Annotated in this window: 20 protein-coding genes; 15 read left to right on the top strand and 5 right to left on the bottom strand. The window is 70.4% G+C overall.

The window, feature by feature from the left end; translation table 11 throughout:
- Window positions 1-59 precede the first annotated feature (59 nt).
- The 3 genes from AC1DYN_RS07905 to AC1DYN_RS07895 form a co-directional block, all read right to left on the bottom strand.
- Window positions 60-512, bottom strand: a complete 453-nt coding sequence (locus AC1DYN_RS07905) for a Smg family protein (protein WP_477958574.1) — start codon at window positions 510-512, stop codon at window positions 60-62.
- 63 nt (window positions 513-575) lie between these two features.
- Window positions 576-1,709 carry a DNA-processing protein DprA gene (dprA, locus tag AC1DYN_RS07900; RefSeq protein WP_477958573.1) on the bottom strand — a complete coding sequence of 378 codons (1,134 nt, stop codon included), beginning with the start codon at window positions 1,707-1,709 and terminating at the stop codon, window positions 576-578.
- A complete protein-coding gene (locus AC1DYN_RS07895; protein WP_477958572.1) occupies window positions 1,687-2,856 on the bottom strand; it encodes a LysM peptidoglycan-binding domain-containing protein in 1,170 nt (389 codons plus the stop codon). Before AC1DYN_RS07895 ends, dprA begins: the two co-directional genes overlap by 23 nt.
- Window positions 2,857-3,064: 208 nt before the next feature.
- Between AC1DYN_RS07895 and def the strand changes: the two genes are divergently transcribed.
- The 9 genes from def (at window position 3,065) to AC1DYN_RS07850 (ending at window position 11,851) form a co-directional block, all read left to right on the top strand.
- Complete coding sequence (def, locus tag AC1DYN_RS07890; protein WP_477958571.1) at window positions 3,065-3,574, top strand: peptide deformylase; 510 nt, start codon at window positions 3,065-3,067, stop codon at window positions 3,572-3,574.
- Between the two features lie 6 nt (window positions 3,575-3,580).
- Window positions 3,581-4,537, top strand: a complete 957-nt coding sequence (gene fmt, locus AC1DYN_RS07885) for a methionyl-tRNA formyltransferase (protein WP_477958570.1) — start codon at window positions 3,581-3,583, stop codon at window positions 4,535-4,537.
- Between the two features lie 54 nt (window positions 4,538-4,591).
- A complete protein-coding gene (htpX, locus tag AC1DYN_RS07880; RefSeq protein ID WP_477958569.1) occupies window positions 4,592-5,437 on the top strand; it encodes a zinc metalloprotease HtpX in 846 nt (281 codons plus the stop codon).
- A gap of 116 nt (window positions 5,438-5,553) precedes the next feature.
- Complete coding sequence (locus AC1DYN_RS07875; protein WP_477958568.1) at window positions 5,554-5,994, top strand: hypothetical protein; 441 nt, start codon at window positions 5,554-5,556, stop codon at window positions 5,992-5,994.
- Between the two features lie 171 nt (window positions 5,995-6,165).
- Window positions 6,166-7,458: an AzlC family ABC transporter permease gene (locus tag AC1DYN_RS07870; protein ID WP_477958567.1), complete on the top strand. Its 1,293-nt coding sequence runs from the start codon at window positions 6,166-6,168 to the stop codon at window positions 7,456-7,458.
- Window positions 7,455-7,784, top strand: coding sequence for an AzlD domain-containing protein (locus AC1DYN_RS07865; RefSeq protein ID WP_477958566.1), 330 nt, complete (start codon window positions 7,455-7,457; stop codon window positions 7,782-7,784). Before AC1DYN_RS07870 ends, AC1DYN_RS07865 begins: the two co-directional genes overlap by 4 nt.
- 105 nt (window positions 7,785-7,889) lie before the next feature.
- Entirely contained in the window at window positions 7,890-9,080 is a 1,191-nt protein-coding gene (locus AC1DYN_RS07860; protein ID WP_477958565.1) for a phosphoglycerate kinase, read from the top strand.
- Between the two features lie 115 nt (window positions 9,081-9,195).
- Window positions 9,196-10,626 (top strand): pyruvate kinase, encoded by a 1,431-nt coding sequence (pyk, locus tag AC1DYN_RS07855; RefSeq protein WP_477958564.1) that lies wholly within the window; start codon window positions 9,196-9,198, stop codon window positions 10,624-10,626.
- Between the two features lie 19 nt (window positions 10,627-10,645).
- Window positions 10,646-11,851, top strand: coding sequence for a threonine ammonia-lyase (locus AC1DYN_RS07850; protein WP_477958563.1), 1,206 nt, complete (start codon window positions 10,646-10,648; stop codon window positions 11,849-11,851).
- Here the strand turns inward: AC1DYN_RS07850 and AC1DYN_RS07845 are convergent.
- Window positions 11,827-12,864, bottom strand: coding sequence for an STAS-like domain-containing protein (locus tag AC1DYN_RS07845; RefSeq protein WP_477958562.1), 1,038 nt, complete (start codon window positions 12,862-12,864; stop codon window positions 11,827-11,829). The two genes, AC1DYN_RS07850 and AC1DYN_RS07845, sit on opposite strands and share 25 nt — an antisense overlap.
- Window positions 12,865-13,109: 245 nt before the next feature.
- On the opposite strand from AC1DYN_RS07845, the gene fba reads away from it, so the two are divergent.
- The 3 genes from fba to AC1DYN_RS07830 all read left to right on the top strand — a co-directional run bounded on the left by fba (window position 13,110) and on the right by AC1DYN_RS07830 (window position 16,295).
- A complete protein-coding gene (fba, locus tag AC1DYN_RS07840) occupies window positions 13,110-14,174 on the top strand; it encodes a class II fructose-bisphosphate aldolase (protein ID WP_477958561.1) in 1,065 nt (354 codons plus the stop codon).
- 100 nt (window positions 14,175-14,274) lie between these two features.
- A complete protein-coding gene (locus AC1DYN_RS07835; protein WP_477958560.1) occupies window positions 14,275-15,180 on the top strand; it encodes a phosphoribosylaminoimidazolesuccinocarboxamide synthase in 906 nt (301 codons plus the stop codon).
- Between the two features lie 5 nt (window positions 15,181-15,185).
- Window positions 15,186-16,295 (top strand): tetratricopeptide repeat protein, encoded by a 1,110-nt coding sequence (locus AC1DYN_RS07830; RefSeq protein ID WP_477958559.1) that lies wholly within the window; start codon window positions 15,186-15,188, stop codon window positions 16,293-16,295.
- Here the strand turns inward: AC1DYN_RS07830 and AC1DYN_RS07825 are convergent.
- On the bottom strand, window positions 16,292-17,233 hold the full coding sequence (locus AC1DYN_RS07825; protein WP_477958558.1) for a tetratricopeptide repeat protein: 942 nt from the start codon (window positions 17,231-17,233) through the stop codon (window positions 16,292-16,294). The two genes, AC1DYN_RS07830 and AC1DYN_RS07825, sit on opposite strands and share 4 nt — an antisense overlap.
- A gap of 116 nt (window positions 17,234-17,349) precedes the next feature.
- Between AC1DYN_RS07825 and purE the strand changes: the two genes are divergently transcribed.
- From purE to AC1DYN_RS07810, 3 genes are all read left to right on the top strand, one after another.
- The gene (gene purE / locus AC1DYN_RS07820) at window positions 17,350-17,814 is read left to right on the top strand and encodes a 5-(carboxyamino)imidazole ribonucleotide mutase (RefSeq protein WP_477958647.1); all 465 of its coding nucleotides are present in this window, start codon (window positions 17,350-17,352) and stop codon (window positions 17,812-17,814) included.
- On the top strand, window positions 17,811-18,977 hold the full coding sequence (locus AC1DYN_RS07815; protein WP_477958557.1) for a 5-(carboxyamino)imidazole ribonucleotide synthase: 1,167 nt from the start codon (window positions 17,811-17,813) through the stop codon (window positions 18,975-18,977). The genes purE and AC1DYN_RS07815 overlap by 4 nt, the downstream gene beginning before the upstream one ends.
- A gap of 24 nt (window positions 18,978-19,001) precedes the next feature.
- Window positions 19,002-19,416: L-threonylcarbamoyladenylate synthase (locus tag AC1DYN_RS07810; protein WP_477958556.1), on the top strand; the 415-nt coding region annotated here is incomplete at its 3' end.

Here is a 19,416-nt window from a genome sequence, read left to right as displayed (position 1 = left end):
CTTGAACCGGCATCAAAAAAGCCACCGCATGCGGTGGCTTTTTGTCGGATAGGCCCGGATCAGTGGATCAGCCGGTCGGCCTCGTCGACGAACAGCTCGTCGAGGATCAGCGCGTCGGGTTCCTCGCCCAGGCTCCAGAACACCATCAGCACGATGATCTTCAGGTCTTCGAGGTCGACCGGACCGCCGGAGATCGCAGTGGCGCGGTCGATGACCATCTCGCGCATCGGGGGTGGCAGCACGCCGGCGGATTCGAGGAAGCTGACGAAGCTGATCGACGCCTCGCCGAGATGCTCCTGCTCGGCCGGCGAATACACGCGCAGGCTGTCCGGGCTTTGCTCGCCGGCATAGGACTGCGCCGCCGTCGCCAGACCGTCGAGCCACGACAGGGCTTCTTCGATCTCGTCCGACTCGAAGCCCATCGCCGACAGCTTGCGCGTCAACTGGGCATGGTCGGGACACGCGTCCGGCCGCCAGTAGTTTTCGTACAGGTAGACAAGCACGTCGAACATGGACCCACTATACCCCACGGTCCGGGCCGGGATGCGGCAAAAAGCCCCGGGGATGCCGGCGCGTCAGGCGGCTGAAACCCTCTGAAACAGCTGGCCCGGCAGACGCGCCACGCGCCCTCCCAGCTCCAGTTCGAGCAGCCGGATGTTCAGCTGCTGTGGCGACCAGCCGGTGCGGGCAACCAGCGCGTCCAGCGTGGCCGGCTCGAAGCCCAGCGCCTCGAGGAGGGCATCGCCGGACGCTTCGCCGGGGTTGTCCCTCACCTCGGCCGCGACCGGCGGCGGGCGCACCTGGATTTCGTCCAGCACGTCCTGCGCACTTTCGACCAGCTTGGCCCCCTGCTTGATCAGCCAGTGGCAGCCGCGCGATTGCGGCGAGTGGATCGAGCCGGGGATGGCGAACACGTCCCGGCCGGCTTCGCTGGCCAGGCGCGCGCTGATCAGCGAACCCGACTGGAGCGCCGCCTCGACCACCAGCGTGCCTCGCGACAGCCCGGCGATGATGCGGTTGCGCTGCGGAAAGTTCTCGGCCAGCGGCGGGGTGCCGAGCGCGTACTCGCTGAGGATCAGCCCCTGCAGCGACAGGCGCTGCGCGAGCGCCGCGTGGCGCTTCGGATAGACCTGGTCGAGGCCCGTGCCCACCACCGCGATCGTGCTGCCCGGCCCCTGCAGCGCGCCTTCGTGCGCGGCGCCGTCGATGCCCTGCGCCAGGCCCGAGACCACCGTGAGGCCGGCTTCGCTCAGCGCGGCGGCGAACGAGCGCGCGTTCTCCAGGCCTTGCGGCGTGGCCTGGCGGCTGCCGACGATGGCCACGCCCGTGGCCTGCAGCAGTTCGGCGCGACCCTGCGCATACAGCAGCAGCGGCGGGTCGGCCATCTCCAGCAATGCGGGTGGGTAGAGCGGATCGCCCAGAGTCACGAGGCGACGCGGACTGCCGGGTGGCGCCTCGTGCAGCCAGCAGCGGGTGGCTTCGGTCAGGCGCTCCAGCGCAGGCGATTCAAGCTCGAGCGCGGCAGCGGTCGAGGGCCCGACCACCTCCTTGCGCGCGGCCGTGGACGCCGCGATCACGGCGTCGGGCGAACCGAAAGCCGCCAGCAGCTTGCGCGCCGACTCGCGGCCGAGGCCTGGCGTTTCCAGCAGCCGCAGCCACGCGGCCCAGTCCTCGGGCGCGTTCAGCTCAGGGCTGGGTGAAACGGTCACCGCGACGCACCGGCTCCTGCACCGACAGGATCAGCGCGTAGGACATGCGGTCGAAGACGCGGAACACGAACAGGTAGCCATGGCGCTCGTCCGGCAGCTTGATGACGGGCGAGCCGGTTTCGGTCTTGTCGGGCATGCGCGGGCCGTCTTTCCACAGCGCCAGCACGTGGCCCTTCTCGAGGCCGTCGCGGGCACCCTTGTTCAGCGACACGATCTGGTTCTGGCCGGCGGCGACCGCCTCGCCGTACACCGAGACGATCTGGCCGGAGATCGGCGACTGCGGCGCACGCGGCACGTAGTTCTGGAATTCGCGCGGCGGCACCGGCGACAGGCGATCGCCGACGCGAACTTCCTGGCGGATGTTGGTCAGCATGAAGGTGTCGGGGACGATGTCGTCCGCCTTCGCGGCGCCGCTTGCGTCGCCCTTGCGGACCAGTTCGGCGGTGCCGAGGTAGAAGGCTTCGTAGCCCAGCACCTCGTTGGTGGTCGGGTCGCGCAAGGCCTGCTGCGGCTCGCGGAACAGGCGGAAATTGCGCGCCCCACCCAGGTCGCCGCGCACATAGGCCTTGTCGCCGCGGGCCAGCACGGTGCGGCCTTCCGGCGTCGCGACGACGCGCGGCGCCTTGGCCAGTTCGTTGCTGTCGAAGATCACCGCCTCGTTGAGGAAAGGCTCGATCAGGTTCAGCGCAATGGCCGGGATGCCGTCGCGCGACAGGTCGCCTTCGCGCACGCGCGGCGACAGCTTGACGACGCCGTTCTCGCCCGAGCCGACGCGCAGGCGGGCGCGGCCGTTGACCTTGTCCAGGTACAGGATCTGCCCCGGGTAGATCAGGTGCGGGTTGCGGATCTGGTCGAGGTTCATGCCCCACAGCTCGGGCCAGCGCCACGGGCTGGTCAGGAACAGGCCGGAGATGGCCCACAGCGTGTCGCCCGTCTTGACGGTGTAGGAATCGGGCGCGTTCGGCGACAGCTCGGACAGCGGCACGCCGGCCTCGGCCACCTGCTGGGCGGTGCTGCGCTGCTTGGGGGTGATCGGGTAGTTGCCGGCTTGYGCGTTCGCCGTGGCGGAACCGAAGCAGACGCCCAGCGCGACGGTGATGGCGGCAGCCCGGGGGAACGACAGGGCGATACGGTGGCTTCGGGTCATGCGGTTAAGTCTCCGGGCGCTCAGGCAGCACAATGCTGCGTTGTGCGGTTAACTGAACCGGGCCGCGGCACGACGCCTGCGACTCGGCGAAAATCTTCATTCAGTTTCACAGATTCTGCCCCTAAACCCTTGATATCGCAACGAAATTGACTTCCGGACACACCTCGCGTGAGTCCTGTCACGCCAGCCGGCGTTGCGCGTTTCCCACATGGCCAAGCTTTCGATCCTCCGCTATCCCGACCCTCGCCTTCACACCGTTGCCAAGCCCGTCACGCAAGTGGACGCACGCATCCGACAGCTGGTCGATGACATGCTGGAGACCATGTACCAGGCCGAAGGCGTCGGCCTCGCGGCCACCCAGGTCGACGTCCACGAGCGCGTGATCGTGATCGACACGTCGGATCGGCGCGACGATCCTCACGTGCTGATCAACCCGGAGCTGATCGCCACCAGCGACGAGATGGTGAACGGCGACGAGGGCTGCCTGTCGGTGCCGCAGGTCTACGACAAGGTGCCGCGCCACGCCCGCGTGACGGTGCGGGCGCTGAACCGCGACGGCGAAATCCATGAATTCGACGCCGACGGACTGCTCGCGGTGTGCGTGCAGCACGAGATGGACCACCTGGTCGGCAAGGTGTTCGTCGAGTACCTGAGCCCGCTGAAGCGCGACCGCATCAAGACCAAGATGCTGAAGAAGACGCGCGACGAGCAGCGCTGAGCGGGCATGCGAGTCGTCTTCGCCGGCACGCCGGAATTCGCCCAGGTCGCGCTGGCCTCGCTGCATGCGGCGGGTTTCACGATCCCGCTGGTGCTGACCCAGCCCGACCGGCCGGCTGGCCGCGGGCTGAAGCTGCAGCCATCGCCGGTGAAGGCCTTTGCCGAAGCGCAGGCCATCCCGGTCGCGCAGCCACGCAGCCTGCGGCTGGACGGCAAGTACCCGCAAGACGCCGCCGCGGCCCGGGCCGCGCTCGAGGCGGCGCGGCCGGACGTGATGGTGGTCGCCGCCTACGGGCTGATCCTGCCGCAATGGGTGCTCGACCTGCCGCCGCGCGGCTGCCTGAACATCCATGCCTCGCTGCTGCCGCGCTGGCGCGGCGCCGCCCCGATCCACCGGGCGATCGAGAGCGGCGACGCGCAGACCGGCATCACCATCATGCAGATGGACGCCGGCCTGGACACCGGCGACATGCTGCTGGTCGAGCCGCTGGCGATCTCGCCCGCCGACACCACCGCGAGCCTGCACGACCGGCTGGCGCCGCTGGGCGGCCGCCTGGTCGTCGAGGCGCTCGAGCTCGCCGCCTGCGGCGGCCTCGCCCGCACCCCGCAGCCGGCCGACGGCGTGACCTACGCCCACAAGATCGACAGGGCCGAGGCGGCGGTCGACTGGCGCTTGCCCGCCGCGCAGATCGAGCGCCGCCTGCGGGCCTTCGACCCGTTCCCCGGCGCCAGCGGCCAGTTGGCCGGCGAGACGTTGAAGCTGTGGCGCGGCCAGGTCCGGCCTGGGCAGGGCCGCCCGGGCAGCGTGCTCGCGGCCGGCCCCGAGGGCCTGCTGGTGGCCTGCGGCGACGGCGCGCTGCTGCTGACCGAGCTGCAGCGCCCGGGCGGCAAGCGCCTGCCGGCCGGCCAGCTGCTGCAGGCCCGGCCCGTGCCGCCCGGCAGCGTGTTCGGGCATGCCGATTGAACTCGCGGCCCCGGGCCCCATCTGAGGCCTTGTCGTCGCTGAAAGGAAACCACGATGTTCAACCTGTTGAAGACCGCCGTCCTGATGGCCGCCATCACCGCCTTGTTCATGGCCATCGGCGCCATGATCGGCGGCCGCGCCGGGATGATGGTGGCGCTGCTGGTCGCCGTCGGCATGAATTTCTTCAGCTACTGGTTCTCCGACAAGATGGTGCTGAAGATGTACAACGCGCAGGAGGTCGACGAAGCCTCGGCGCCGCAGTTCTACCGCATGGTGCGCGAGCTGGCGCAGCGGGCCCAGCTGCCGATGCCGCGCGTCTACCTGATCAATGAAGACGCACCGAACGCGTTCGCGACCGGCCGCAACCCCGAGCATGCCGCGGTCGCCGCGACCACCGGCATCCTGCGCGTGCTCAGCGAGCGCGAACTGCGCGGCGTGATGGCGCACGAGCTGGCCCACGTGCGCCACCGCGACATCCTGATCAGCACCGTCAGCGCGACGATGGCCGGTGCGATCTCGATGCTGGCCAACTTCGCGATGTTCTTCGGCGGACGCGACAGCGAAGGCCGGCCGCAGAACCCGATCGTCGGCCTGCTGGTGATGCTGCTTGCGCCGCTGGCGGCCAGCCTGATCCAGATGGCGATCAGCCGCGCCCGCGAGTTCGAGGCCGACCGCGGCGGCGCCGAGATCTCCGGCGACCCGCAGGCGCTGGCCAGCGCGCTGCAGAAAATCCACCGCTACGCGCAGGGCACGCCGATGGAAGCCGCCGAACGCCACCCGGAGACGGCGCAGATGATGATCATGAACCCGCTGTCGGGCGGCGGGCTGCGCGGGCTGTTCTCGACGCACCCGTCGACCGAGGAACGCGTCGCCCGCCTGATGGCCATGCGGCCGGCCTGACCATGCCGGCGGCCATCCCCCGAACTGGCCCCTCTTCGAGGGGCTTTTTCTCGCCTGGCCAGGGCGCGAACCGGCGGACACTCTGGCGACAGACACGTCCGCCCCTGCCCATCGCCATGCAACGCCACCTGCTCACCGCCGTCCTGCTCAGTGCCGCCGCGCTCACCGGCTGCGACATGCTCGGGGTCGAGTCGGCCGAGAAGCTGGCCGCCGCCCGCGAGGCCGACGGCCGCGCGATCGGCAGCGCCTGCCGCCATGCCAACCGCGCGATCGAGGATTGCTACGCGCTGAACAAGAAGGCCGACAAGGCTTCGGTGTTCGCCGGCTGGCGCGACATGAACGACTACATGCGCGAGAACAAGATCGAGCCGGTGACGCCGCAGCTGGCCGCCGGCGGCAAGTCATCCGACACACGCAGCGAAGCCAAGCCCGAACCGAAGACCGAGATGCGCGCCGAGGGCAAGCCCGCGGCCGACGCCGAGGCGGCCACCGAAGCGCCCGCCGCGCCGGTCGAGAAGCGCCCCGCCAAGGCCAAGGCCAAGCACAGCGACACCTGATCCCGCCTCCGCGCGGCTTCGTCGGCCGCAGCGGCAACCGGTCGCATCGCGCGCGACACGCGCCCTGCCGCGCGGCACAGTCTCTCCATCACTGGTCCGGAGACTGTCATGAAGAACACCCGCCCCCTCCCCCTGGTCGCCATCGGCCTGCTCGCCATAAGCTCACTCGCCATGAGCTCGCTCGCCTTCGCCGGTGACCGCGTCACCGGCTCGGGCACCGAGAAGACCGAGGTCCGCAGCATCACCGGCTTCCAGGCCGTCTCGGCCAGCGGCTCGATCGACGTGGTGCTGCGCCAGGGCGCGAAGGAAGGCGTCGAGGTCCGTGCCGACGACAACCTGCTGCCGCTGATCGAGACCACGGTCGTCGAGCGCAGCGGCACGCGCACGCTGGAGATCCGCCCGGCCCGCGGCGCGAACTACCAGACCCGCCACCCGGTGGTCGTCACCGTCGACCTGATCCTGCTGAACGCGCTGTCGATGGCCGGCTCGGGCGACGTCCGCGCCGACAGCCTGAAGGCCGGCACGTTCGAGCTGAACCTGTCGGGGTCCAGCGACCCCGCCCGTGACGATCGCCGGCAGCGGCGACGTCACCTACACCTGCGACGCGAAGCTCAAGCGCAAGGTCGTCGGCAGCGGCAACGTGGTCCACCGCTGAACCCCGCCGGGGCGGGGAAACCCGCATGCGGCGACAATGGCCCGATGAGCACCTCGCTGCGCGCCCTCGTCCGCCACCCGCAGTTCGCCGCCGGCGCGCGGGAGATGTCCGCCGTCAGCCTGGGCATCGCGGCCTGGGGCCTGGTCACCGGCGTCGCGATGGTGAAGGCGGGCCYGTCGGTGCCGCTGTCGCTGCTGATGACCTTCACGGTGTTCGCCGGCAGCGCGCAGCTGGCCGCCATCCCGCTGATGGGTGCCGGCTCGCCGGTGTGGGTGATCTGGGCCACCGCGCTGTGCGTCAACCTGCGCTTCGTGATCTTCAGCGCCCACTGGCGGCCCTTCTTCATGCGCTTCCCGCTCGGCCAGCGGATGCTGCTCGGTTACCTCACCGCCGACCTGAACTACGTGCTCTTCATGAAGAAGTTCAAGCAGGCGCGCGACGACGAGGGCCAGATCGAATACTTCCTCGGCGGCAGTTCGGCCACCTGGCTGGCCTGGCAGGTGCCGTCGGTGCTGGGCATCGTGCTGGCCGACGTGGTCCCGACGCACTGGGGCCTGGCCTTCGCCGGCGTGCTGGCGCTGCTCGGCCTGGCCTACTCGCTGCTGTCCGACAAGGCGACCAGCTTTGCCGCGGTCATCGCCGGCGCCGCCGCCGTGGCGGCGTTCGCGCTGCCGTACCGGCTGAACATGGTGGTGGCGATCGCCGCCGCGGTGTGCGTGGGGCTGATGATCGACGGCGGCGGTGACACCGGGCGGCGCGTGCTGGCCTCGCTGATGCGCAGCAAGCCGCGCAACGGGGTGGCCGGATGAGCGACATGGAATCCCTGGTCACGATCATCGGGCTGACGGTGATCACCGTCGTGACCCGCTGCTTCTTCCTGATCCCCGAGCGCGAGCTGCGCCTGCCCGACTGGGTGCAGCGCGGCCTGCGCTACGCGCCGCTGGCGGCGCTGGCGGCGGTCGTCGTGCCGGAGGTCGTGGTGACCCAGGGCCACCTGCTCGACACCTGGCAGGACGCCCGGCTGTATGCGGTGCTCGCGGCCACGCTCTACTTCTTCTGGCGCCGCGGCATCCTGGGCACCATCGTGGTCGGCATGGCGGTGCTGGTGCCGCTGAAGCTAGCCCTGGGCTGGTAGGAACTGGCCACGGACCGCCAGCTGGTGTCCAATGGAACTCGGAACCGCTTCGTAACTTTTGCGACCGCGGCATCCCTAGAATTCCCCCTCTAACTTTGGCCGCCCATGAACGTTCTCCGTTTTGAAGACCTTGCAGCCCAAGGCAAAGCTGCGGGCCAGCGCGTGTTCATCCGCGCCGACCTGAATGTCCCGCTCGACGACGCCGGCCACATCACCGAAGACACCCGCATCCGCGCCTCGGTGCCCTGCATCGAGATGGCGCTGAAGGCCGGGGCGGCCGTGATGGTCACCTCGCACCTGGGCCGTCCGACCGAGGGCGAGTTCAAGCCCGAGGATTCGCTCGCGCCGGTGGCAAGACGCCTGGGCGAGCTGCTGGGCCGCGAGGTGCCGGTGATCGCCGACTGGGTCGATGGCGTGCAGGTCGCGCCCGGCCAGCTGGTGCTGCTGGAAAACTGCCGCGTCAACAAGGGCGAGAAGAAGAACAGCGAGGCGCTGTCGCGCAAGATGGCCGCGCTGTGCGACATCTTCGTGCACGACGCCTTCGGCACCGCGCACCGCGCCGAGGCCTCCACCTACGGCATCGCGCAGTTCGCGAAGATCGCCTGCGCCGGCCCGCTGCTGGCGGCCGAGATCGATGCCATCACCAAGGCGCTGGCCAACCCGAAGCGCCCGCTGGTGGCCATCGTCGCCGGCAGCAAGGTCAGCACCAAGCTGACCATCCTGCAGTCGCTCGCGAAGAACGTCGACCAGCTGATCGTCGGCGGCGGCATCGCCAACACCTTCCTGCTGGCCGCCGGGTTGCCGATCGGCAAGTCGCTGGCCGAGGCCGACCTGGTCGGCGAGGCCAAGGCGGTGATCGAGGCGATGAAGGCGCGCGGCGCCGCGGTGCCGATCCCGACCGACGTGGTCACCGCCAAGGCCTTCGCCGCCGATGCGCCGGCCACGGTCAAGGCCGCCTCGGCCGTCGAAGCCGACGACCTGATCCTCGACATCGGCCCCAAAACCTCCGCCAGGCTGGCCGCGCAACTGAAGGCTGCCGGCACCATCGTCTGGAACGGCCCGGTGGGCGTGTTCGAGTTCGACGCGTTCGCGCACGGCACCGAAACCCTGGCGCGCGCCATCGCCGCGTCGGACGCCTTCAGCATCGCCGGCGGCGGCGACACGCTGGCCGCGATCGCGAAGTACGGCATCGAGAAGGACGTCGGCTACATCTCGACCGGCGGCGGTGCCTTCCTGGAAGTGCTCGAAGGCAAGACCCTGCCGGCCTTCGAGATCCTGCAGCGCCGTGCAGGATGATCGCCCCCACGTCACTGCGTTCCTGCCCCCCGAGGGGGCTCAGCCGCCCTGGGGCGGCCCGGCGGCGGCTGCTGCTGCGCGCTGAACCACAATGAGAAGACCGGAGACCACCCCCATGCCCCGCGCCACCAAGATCGTCGCCACCCTCGGCCCCGCGTCCAGCTCGCCGGAGGTGCTGTCGCAGATCATCCGCGCCGGCGTCGACGTGGTGCGCCTGAACTTCTCGCACGGCAAGGCCCAGGACCACATCGACCTGGCGGCCCGCGTGCGCGAGACGGCGCGCGCCACCGGCAAGGAAGTGGCCATCATGGCCGACCTGCAGGGCCCGAAGATCCGCGTCGGCAAGTTCGAGGGCGGCAAGACGCTGCTCGAGCCGGGCCAGAAGTTCGTGCTCGACGCGAGCAGCACCGAGCTCGGCAACAACGAGCGCGTGAGCCTGGACTACAAGGAGCTGCCGCGCGACGTGAAGCCGGGCGACACGCTGCTGCTGAACGACGGCCTGCTGAAGCTGACGGTCGACGCGGTGCGCGGCGAGCAGGTGCTCACCACCGTGGTGATCGGCGGCGTGCTGTCCAACAACAAGGGCATCAACAAGGCCGGCGGCGGCCTGACCGCGCCGGCGCTGACCGCCAAGGACATGGAGGACATCAAGACCGCGATGAGCTTCCAGTGCGAGTACCTGGCGGTGAGCTTCCCGAAGAACGCGACCGACATGGAGATGGCGCGCCAGCTGGCCAACGTGGCCGGCGAGCCGTGGCGCCACAAGCCGGCGCTGATCGCGAAGATCGAGCGCACCGAGGCCATCCCCGCGCTCGAGAGCATCCTGCGCGCGAGCGACGGCATCATGGTCGCGCGCGGCGACCTGGCGGTCGAGGTCGGCAACGCCGCGGTGCCGGCGCTGCAGAAGCGCATGATCAAGATGGCGCGCGAGATGGACCGCGTGGTCATCACCGCGACGCAGATGATGGAGTCGATGATCGTCAACCCGGTGCCCACGCGCGCCGAGGTGAGCGACGTCGCGAACGCGGTACTCGACGGCACCGACGCGGTGATGCTGAGCGCCGAGACGGCCGCCGGCAAGTACCCGGTCGAGACCGTGGAGATGATGTCCACCATCTGCATCGAGGCCGAGCGCGCCGAGGAGATCTCGCTGGACGCCGGCTTCACGAACAAGAAGTTCGGCCGCATCGACCAGTCGATCGCGATGGGCGCGCTGTTCACCGCCTACCACCTGGGCTGCAAGGCGATCCTCGCGCTCACCGAATCGGGTTCGACCGCGCTGTGGATGAGCCGGCAGAAGATCCACGTGCCGATCTACGGCCTGACCTCGCAGGTGATGAGCCAGCGCAAGATGATGCTGTACCGCAACGTGCGCCCGCTGCTGATGCCCAACTTCAGCGACCGCGACGAGGCGCTCAAGCGTGCCGAGCTGCTGCTGGTCGAGAAGGGCGTGCTGAAGCCGGGCGACACCTACGCGATCACCTGCGGCGAGCCGATGGGCTACCCGGGCGGCACCAACATGCTCAAGGTGTGCCGCGTCGGCTGACCCACGCCACAATGGCGGGATGACCCTCGCCCTTGCCGACATCCGTGCCGCCGCCGAGCGCCTGCACGGCCAGGTGCTCGACACCCCCTGCGTGCCTTCGCGGACCCTCTCGGCCATCGCCGGCTGCGAGGTGTTCCTGAAGTTCGAGAACCTGCAGTTCACCGCCTCCTTCAAGGAGCGCGGCGCCCTCAACAAGATCGCCCAGCTGAGCGACACCGAGCGTGCGCGCGGCGTGCTGGCCGTCTCGGCCGGCAACCATGCGCAGGGCGTCGCCTACCACGCGCAGCGCCTGGGCATCCCGGCCACCATCGTGATGCCGCGCTTCGCGCCGGCCGTGAAGGTGGAGCGCACGCGCGGCTTCGGCGCCACCGTCGTGCTCGAAGGCGACACCTTCGACGACGCGCGCGCCCATGGCCTGCGCCTGGCGCAGGAGCGCGGGCTGACGCTGGTACACCCCTATGACGACCTGGACGTCGCGGCCGGCCAGGGCACGCTGGCGCTGGAGATGCTCGCGCAGCAGCCGTCGCTGGACACGCTGGTGGTCGCGATCGGCGGCGGCGGCATGATCGGCGGCATCGCCACCGCGGCCAAGTCGCTGAAGCCCGGCATGCAGGTGATCGGCGTGCAGACCGAGCGCTTCCCGGCCGTCTGGAACGCGGTCCACGACCAGCAGCGCGACAGCGCGCAGGCGACCATCGCCGACGGCATCGGCGTCAAGGTGCCGGGCGTGCTGACCGTGCCGCTGATCAAGCAGCACGTGGACGACGTGCTGCTGGTCGGCGAGGACGACATCGAGCAGGCGATCCTGATGCTGCTGGAGATCGAGAAGACGGTGGTCGAGGGTGCCGGCGCGGTCGGCCTCGCGGCGCTGATGAAGCACCGCGCGCGCTTCGCCGGCCGCAAGGTCGGGCTGGTGCTGTCGGGCGGCAACATCGAGCCGCTGGTGCTGGCCGAGATCATCCAGCGCGGCATGGTCAAGTCGGGCCGGCTGGCGCGGCTGCGCATGGACGTGCGCGACGTGCCCGGCGCGCTGGCCGACGTCGCGACGCTGCTCGGCAAGCTGGGCGCCAACATCGACGAGGTGCAGCACCAGCGGGCCTTCAGCTCGCTGTCGGTGGAACGCGCCGAGATCGAGGTGGTGGTGCACACGCGCGGCGTGGCCCACATCGAGGAAATATTGGCCGCGATGCGCGGCCAGGGTTACCGAGCCGAGCGGATCGGGTAACGCTGGATGCTGGCGACCATGGCCGCCACCGCGGGCGACATGTTCACCGGTACGAGATCCAGAGTCCGGTGCTCCGAAGCCAGCACGCGGAACAACTCGTCCGCAAAGCTGTGCCCGATGCTCGAGACGCCGCTGAAATCCACCTCGGCGCGCCGGAACTGGTTCAGCCGCGCGCCGACGCGCCGCGCCTGGGCCCGCGACTCCAGCCCCGATTGCGTCGTCGTCAGCAGGCGCAGCGGCACCACGGTGCGCTCGAAGTCGAAGCCGGCGCCATCGGCGCTGTGCGCCTGCAGCACCGATTCCACCGTGCGCGTGCTGTCGAGCGCGAACGCCGCATAGACCGAGGTGCCCTGCCGCTTCAGCGGCTTGCCCTCGCGCCAGCGGCCGGCTTCCCAGCCGCGGTGCTGGAAGGCCGATTCGTTGGCATGCAGGTCGAACACGTCGGCCAGCTTGGACGTGAAGAACAGGCCCCGGCCGCAGTGCCGGTCCGGCGCGCTCGTCAGCTTGCCCTTGCTCAGCTCCAGCATCGCGAGGTGCGGCTCGTCCAGCGCGAAGGCCTCGTTGATCTTGTCGAACACCCCACGGCCGTCATCCGACACCAGCAGCTGCGCATGGCTGGGCGTCTGGCGCATCGAGACCGTCACGCTCTGGCCGGCGCTGTGGTCGATCGCGTTGTTCAGCAGCTCGGTGAAGGCATGGTGCAGCATGCGCCGCACCGTCTCGGGCAGCGCGAAGAAGGGGGCGAAGTCGCGCGACCACGGCAGGTCTTCGCCCAGGCCGGCCAGCGGGTAGCGCTGCACCACCTGGCGCAGCGAGCCGGGGCGGTACAGCGGGCGCGCGGCGCTGCCTTCGCGCACCAGCCAGCCCATCCCGGCCAGGCGGCGCAAGGCCTTGTTGGCGGTCGCGCGCGACACGCCGGCGCGCTGCTCCACCTGCGTGGCCAGGTCCTGCGGCTGCTGCTGCGCGGCCGCGGTGATCCACAGGGTGAGTGCATTCAGGTCGAGTCGGGCCATGACGGGGTTCCCTCCAGCGGGGCGATCGGTCGGATAGCCCCCAGTTTCCGCCGCGGGCGCCGCGGCTTGAGCCGGAAAAACGGCTGGAACACCCGTCAATTCCGGCGCATGCTGGAGACCCCGCGGTCGCGGGGAGAGGGTGACGGCAGCGGGGTTTTCCCGCGGGAGCCGTCAGTACAATGCCACGAGTTACAGCGCGGTTTCATGCCGCCTGAAGGGTTTCTTCACTTCCACGGACACCTGCCATGCCACTCGTTTCGATGCGCCAGCTGCTGGACCATGCCGCCGAAAACGGCTACGGAATCCCGGCCTTCAACGTCAACAACCTCGAACAGGTGCAGGCCGTGATGAGCGCGGCCGACGAGGTCGGCGCCCCGGTCATCCTGCAGGCCAGCGCCGGCGCCCGCAAGTACGCCGGCGAGCCCTTCATCAAGCACCTGATCCTCGCCGCGCTCGAGAGTTACCCGAAGGTTCCGCTGGTGATGCACCAGGACCACGGCCAGAACCCGGACGTCTGCCAGGGCGCCATCAACCTGGGCTTCAGCTCGGTGATGATGGACGGTTCGCTGCAGGCCGACGGCAAGACCATCGCCAGCTACGACTACAACGTCGACGTCACGCGCAAGGTGGTCGACATCGCGCACAAGGTGGGCGTCACCGTCGAGGGCGAGTTGGGCTGCCTGGGTTCGCTCGAGACGATGAAGGGCGACAAGGAAGACGGCCACGGCACCGACGCGACGATGACGATGGAGCAGCTGCTGACCGACCCGGAGCAGGCCGCCGACTTCGTCAAGCGCACCCAGCTCGACGCGCTGGCGATCGCCATCGGCACCAGCCACGGCGCCTACAAGTTCACCCGCAAGCCCACCGGCGACATCCTGGCGATCGGCCGCATCAAGGAGATCCACGCCCGCATCCCGAACACCCACCTGGTGATGCACGGCAGCTCCAGCGTGCCGCAGGAGCTGCTGGCGGCGATCCGCGAGTTCGGCGGCAACATGAAGGAAACCTACGGCGTGCCGGTCAGCGAGATCCAGGAAGCCATCAAGTACGGCGTGCGCAAGATCAACATCGACACCGACATCCGCCTCGCGATGACGGCGGCGATCCGCAAGTTCTTCGTGCAGAACCCCGAGAAGTTCGACCCGCGCGAGTACCTGAAGCCGGCCCGCGAGGCGGCCAAGGCGATCTGCCGGCAGCGCTACCTCGAGTTCGGCTGCGAGGGCCAGTCCGGCAAGATCAAGGCCCAGAGCCTCGACCAGGTGGCGCAGCGCTACGCACGCGGCGAGCTGGCGCAGACGGTGGTCTGACACCGTCTCCCCAACATTGATGAAGCCCGGCCCGGCCGGGCTTCTTCTTTGGCGGCTCACTACAATTCGGCGCTGTCCTGCCCTTGCGCCGAAAGAGCCCATGAATGCCGTGCTGAACTCCACCCTCACCTCCCTGCCCCTGCTCGCACGCGGCAAGGTGCGCGACAACTACGCGGTGGGAACCGATCGCATCCTGATGCTCGCGAGCGACCGCCTCAGCGCCTTCGACGTGATCATGGGCGAGCCGATCCCCGGCAAGGGCGAGCTGCTGACGCAGATGGCGCTGTTCTGGTTCGCGCACCTCGAAGGCATCGTCCCCAACCACCTGACCGGCGACGACCCCGAGAGCATCGTCACCCCGGCCGAGCGGCCCCAGGTGCGCGGCCGCTCGATGCTGGTCAAGCGGCTGAAGCCGCTGCCGGTCGAGGCCGTCGTGCGCGGCTACCTAGCCGGCAGCGGCTGGTCGGAATACCAGCAGAGCCAGTCGGTCTGCGGCGTCAAGCTGCCCGCCGGGCTGAAGAACGCCAGCCCGCTGCCCGCGCCGATCTTCACGCCGGCCACCAAGGCCGAGATGGGCGACCACGACGAGAACATCCCGTTCGAGCGCATGCAGCAGATCATCGGCGCCGAGCTCGCGACCCGCGTGCGCGACACCGCGATCCAGCTCTACACGCGCGCCGCCGCGATCGCGCTGAAGAAGGGCATCATCATCGCCGACACCAAGTTCGAGTTCGGCCTCGACGCCGACGGCACGCTGACGCTGATGGACGAGGTGCTGACGCCCGATTCGTCGCGCTTCTGGCCGGTCGAGGGCTACGACGCGGCCTTCCGCGAAGGCCGCAACCCGCCGAGCTACGACAAGCAGTTCGTGCGCGACTGGCTCGAACAGGCGCGCGTCGACGGCCAGCCCTGGGGCAAGCGCGCACCGGCGCCGGCGCTGCCGGCCGACGTGATCGAGAAGACCGCCGCCAAGTACCGCGAAGCACTGCAACGCCTGACCGGCTGAGTGCCATGCAGTCCCGCCTGCTGAAGCACCTCGACACCGCCATCGAGGCCGCCAACCATCCCGTCAAGGCCGACTGCCTGCGTGCCGAACGCGCCTGCCTGATGGCGCGGCTCGGCCGCTTCGACGAAGCCCGCAAGACCCTGACCGGACTGCAGCAGCAGTACGCCGCGCAGCCGAGCATGGCGCTGAGCGCCTGGGTGAGCCTGGGCGAGGGGCTGGTGGCGCACTACGGCAAGCTGGGCTCGGCCGAGGCCATCGACAAGATCAACCGCGCCTACGCCCTGAGCGGTGCGGCGCGCGAGACGACGCTGCACGCGCTGTGCTGCGCCTGGCTGGCCCACCTGGACTACGTGCGGCACGACTTCGCGTCCATGACGCGCCGCGTCGCCGAGACGCTGCGGCTGGCCGATGCGAAGCACCACGCGGCGCAATCGCGCATCGGCCTGGTGATCGCGCAGGCCTACCACTTCGCCGGCCGCTACGACCTGGCCCAGCCCTGGTATGCGTCGGCGCGCCAGCACGGCAGCGCCGAGGGCGACGAGGCGATGCTGGCCGCGCTGATGGCCAACATGGCGTGGCTGAACGCGAGCCAGGCGCGGCAGAACGTGCTGAGCGGGCCAGGCGAAAGCCAGGCGACGCGCCAGGCCCTGCTGGGTGCCGAGTCGTCGCAGAACTTCGATGCGCTGGTGGGCACCGCCGCGCTCGATGCGCTGGCGCCGGTCATGCGGGCGCAGCTGCTGTCGCTGCAGGGCCGGCATGCCGATGCCCTGCGCCTGTACGAGCAGCACCTCGACCTGGCGCTGACGCAGGGTGCGGCCCACATGGCCAACTGGCTGCGCGCCGACCTGGCCTGGTGCCGGCTGCAGCTGAAGCAGGCCGACCTGGCGCAGGACGAAGTCCGCGCGGCCGAAGCAGCCAACCGCGACGATTGCGACCTGGACGACCGAGCGGCCACGCACAGCCGGCTGGCGCAGGTCTATGCGGAACTGGGGCAGATCGACGCCGCGAAGAAGCACTCGCAGCAGGCCGAGGCGGCGTGGAAGGCGCTCGCCGACGAGCAGGCGGCGATCGTTGCGCTGCTCGGCGCGGCGCTGGCGCCGCTGCGGCCGGCCTAGAACAAGGCCATGCTGAGCTTGCGCCGGTACTGGTCGATGACCGGATCGGCCGGCGCCGTGCTGACCTTGCCGGTCACCTCGAGCGCCCCCTTCGGTGCCGCCGCTTCGGCCTTGGCCGGTGCCGGCTTGGCCATCAGCTCCAGGATGGCGACATAGGTCTTGCGCGCCAGCTCGCCGTTCCAGGCCTTGTCGCGCATCACGATCTCGAGCAGCTCGTCCATCGCCTGCGTGAAGCGCTGGGCCGCGAAATGCGTCTGCGCCAGCTCGAAGCGCGCGTCGAAATCGCGCTTGTTCGCGGCGATCGCCGCCGCCAGCGCCTCGGGGCTGCGGGCCGACGCCGCCTTCTCGCTCGCGTCCAGCCAGTGGCCGGCGGCCGACAGCCGCGCATCCAGCATCACCTTGCTGGCCACCGGGTCGAAGGCCCGGCGCGCGTCATCGACGCGGCCCACCATCAGCAGCGCACGCAGGTAGTCGTAGCGGGCCGCATCGTTGCCCGGGTCGATGGCCACCGCTTCCTGCAGGCGCTCGAGCGCGCTGTCGGCGTCGCCTTCGGCCAGCAGCTCGTTCGCCTCGGCCAGGTCTTCATCGGCCGCCATCGCCTCGGCGCTCGGCACGTGGCGGTCGAGGAACTCGCGCACCTGGGCCTCGGGCAGCGCGCCGACGAAGCCGTCGACCGGCTGGCCGCCCTTGAACAGCACGCAGAACGGGATGCTGCGCACGCCGAACATCTGCGACAGCTGGCCCGAGATCTCGGGCTGCTCGTCGGCGTTCAGCTTGGCCAGCTTGAAGCGCCCGGCATAGGCGACCTCGAGCTTCTCCAGCACCGGCGTCAGCGCCTTGCAGGGGCCGCACCACGGCGCCCAGATGTCCAGCAGCACCGGCTGCTCCACCGACGCATTGATCAGGTCGGCTTCGAAATTCTGAATCGAGATGTCCATCGTGTTCCGGCAAAGGTGGGCTGCTCCGGGGCAGGTGGAGCCGCGCCGCCTACAATTCAAGGTTTTTCCAGCCCTGGAGCGAGCCTGTGAGCAGCGCCCCCCTGGTTGGCGTGGTGATGGGTTCCAGCAGCGACTGGGAGACCCTGCGCCTCGCGACCGAGATTCTCGCCGAGTTCGGCGTGCCCTACGAGGCGCGCGTGGTCTCTGCGCACCGCATGCCCGACGACATGTTCGCCTACGCCGAATCGGCCACCGCGCGCGGCCTGTGCGCCATCATCGCCGGGGCCGGCGGTGCCGCCCACTTGCCCGGCATGCTGGCCGCCAAGACCACGGTGCCGGTGCTCGGCGTGCCGGTCGCCAGCCGCCACCTGCAGGGCGTCGACTCGCTGCATTCGATCGTGCAGATGCCCAAGGGCATCCCGGTAGCGACCTTCGCGATCGGCGCCGCCGGCGCGGCCAACGCCGCGCTGTTCGCGGTCGCGATGCTGGCCACCGGCAACCCGACGCTGCGCACCCAGCTGGACGCCTACCGGGCGCGCCAGACCGAGGTCGCCCGCGCGATGTCGGCAGACCTGAAATGAACCGGTTCCTCCCCCCCGGCCGCACGCTGGGCGTGATGGGCGGCGGCCAGCTCGGCCGCATGTTCGTGCACGCCGCACAGCAGCTGGGCTACGCCACCGTGGTGCTCGACCCCGACGCGGCCAGCCCGGCCGGGCTGGTGGCGCACCAGCACGTGCACGCCGACTACCTCGACGCCACCGGCCTGGCCCAGCTCGGCGCCTGCTGCGACGCCATCACCACCGAGTTCGAGAACGTGCCGGCCGCGGCGCTGCGCACGCTGGCGGCGATGCGGCCGGTGGCACCGTCCGGCGACGCGGTCGCGGTGTGCCAGGACCGCGCCGCCGAGAAGGCGCATTTCGTCGCCTGCGGCGTGCCCTGCGCGCCGTTCGCGCTGATCGAGACCGCCGCGCAACTCGACGCCGTCGACGACCGGCTGCTGCCCGGCATCCTGAAGACCGCCCGCCTCGGCTACGACGGCAAGGGCCAGGTGCGCGTGGCCCACCGCGCCGAGCTGGCCGCCGCCTGGGCCGGGCTCAAGCAGGTGCCCTGCGTGCTCGAGCAGATGCTGCCCCTCGCCTACGAGGTGAGCGTGATCGTCGCGCGCGGCGCCGACGGCGCCTCGGTGCACTTCCCGCTGCAGCAGAACCTGCACCGCGACGGCATCCTCGCGGTGACGCGCGTGCCCTCGCCCGACATCACGGCCGACGTGCAGCAGCAGGCCATCGCCGCGGCCGGCAAGATCGCCGCGACGCTCGGCTACGTCGGCGTGCTGTGCGTCGAGTTCTTCGTGCTGCGCGACGGCCGGCTGGTCGCCAACGAGATGGCACCGCGCCCGCACAACTCCGGCCACTACACGCTGGACGCCTGCGACCAGTCGCAGTTCGACCTGCAGGTGCGCACGCTGACCGGCGCGCCGCTGGCCGCGCCGCGGCTGCACTCGCCGGCGGTGATGCTGAACCTGCTGGGCGACCTGTGGTTCCGCGACGGCCCGCAGGCCGGTGCGGTCGAGCCCGACTGGGCCGCGGTGCTGGCCCTGCCCGGCACCCACCTGCACCTGTACGGCAAGGCCAGCGCGCGCCCGGGCCGCAAGATGGGCCACCTGACGATCACCGCCGAGACCGCGGCGCGCGCCCAGGCCGTCGCGCTGCAGGCCGCCGAGCACCTGGGCCTCGCGCCCTGGTGAGCCCGGTTCCGCCGAGGCTGCCCCGTGCTGATCGACGCCCGTGACCCGAAGGACGGCAGCGCCGTCGCGCAGGCCGCGACGGCGCTGGCGGCGGGCGAGCTCGTCGGGCTGCCGACCGAGACGGTGTACGGCCTCGGCGCGCGCGCCGACGACGACGCGGCGGTCGCGAAGATCTTCGCCGCCAAGGGCCGGCCGGCCGACCACCCGCTGATCGTGCACGTGGCCGACGTCGGATCGGCCCAGGTGTTCGCGGCCGACTGGCCGGCGCTGGCGCAGCGCCTGGCCGCGCGCTTCTGGCCCGGCCCGCTGACGCTGATCGTGCCGCGCGCGCCCGGTGTCGGCGCCGCAGCCGCCGGCGGCCAGCACAGCATCGGGCTGCGCGCGCGCGCCCGGTGTCGGCGCCGCAGCCGCCGGCGGCCAGCACAGCATCGGGCTGCGC

This window comes from Rhizobacter sp. P2_D12, from assembly GCF_056404395.1.
The sequence above is the reverse complement of the archived record's forward strand: the minus strand, read 5'-3'. Positions and strand labels throughout refer to the sequence as shown.

Coding starts and splice junctions, on each gene's coding strand:
- AC1DYN_RS07905 (WP_477958574.1), bottom strand. CDS start 512: ATGTTCGACGTGCTTGTCTACCTGTACGAAAACTACTGGCGGCCGGAC.
- def (WP_477958571.1), top strand. CDS start 3,065: ATGGCCAAGCTTTCGATCCTCCGCTATCCCGACCCTCGCCTTCACACC.
- fmt (WP_477958570.1), top strand. CDS start 3,581: ATGCGAGTCGTCTTCGCCGGCACGCCGGAATTCGCCCAGGTCGCGCTG.
- htpX (WP_477958569.1), top strand. CDS start 4,592: ATGTTCAACCTGTTGAAGACCGCCGTCCTGATGGCCGCCATCACCGCC.
- AC1DYN_RS07875 (WP_477958568.1), top strand. CDS start 5,554: ATGCAACGCCACCTGCTCACCGCCGTCCTGCTCAGTGCCGCCGCGCTC.
- AC1DYN_RS07865 (WP_477958566.1), top strand. CDS start 7,455: ATGAGCGACATGGAATCCCTGGTCACGATCATCGGGCTGACGGTGATC.
- AC1DYN_RS07860 (WP_477958565.1), top strand. CDS start 7,890: ATGAACGTTCTCCGTTTTGAAGACCTTGCAGCCCAAGGCAAAGCTGCG.
- pyk (WP_477958564.1), top strand. CDS start 9,196: ATGCCCCGCGCCACCAAGATCGTCGCCACCCTCGGCCCCGCGTCCAGC.
- AC1DYN_RS07850 (WP_477958563.1), top strand. CDS start 10,646: ATGACCCTCGCCCTTGCCGACATCCGTGCCGCCGCCGAGCGCCTGCAC.
- AC1DYN_RS07845 (WP_477958562.1), bottom strand. CDS start 12,864: ATGGCCCGACTCGACCTGAATGCACTCACCCTGTGGATCACCGCGGCC.
- fba (WP_477958561.1), top strand. CDS start 13,110: ATGCCACTCGTTTCGATGCGCCAGCTGCTGGACCATGCCGCCGAAAAC.
- AC1DYN_RS07835 (WP_477958560.1), top strand. CDS start 14,275: ATGAATGCCGTGCTGAACTCCACCCTCACCTCCCTGCCCCTGCTCGCA.
- AC1DYN_RS07830 (WP_477958559.1), top strand. CDS start 15,186: ATGCAGTCCCGCCTGCTGAAGCACCTCGACACCGCCATCGAGGCCGCC.
- AC1DYN_RS07825 (WP_477958558.1), bottom strand. CDS start 17,233: ATGGACATCTCGATTCAGAATTTCGAAGCCGACCTGATCAATGCGTCG.
- purE (WP_477958647.1), top strand. CDS start 17,350: ATGGGTTCCAGCAGCGACTGGGAGACCCTGCGCCTCGCGACCGAGATT.
- AC1DYN_RS07815 (WP_477958557.1), top strand. CDS start 17,811: ATGAACCGGTTCCTCCCCCCCGGCCGCACGCTGGGCGTGATGGGCGGC.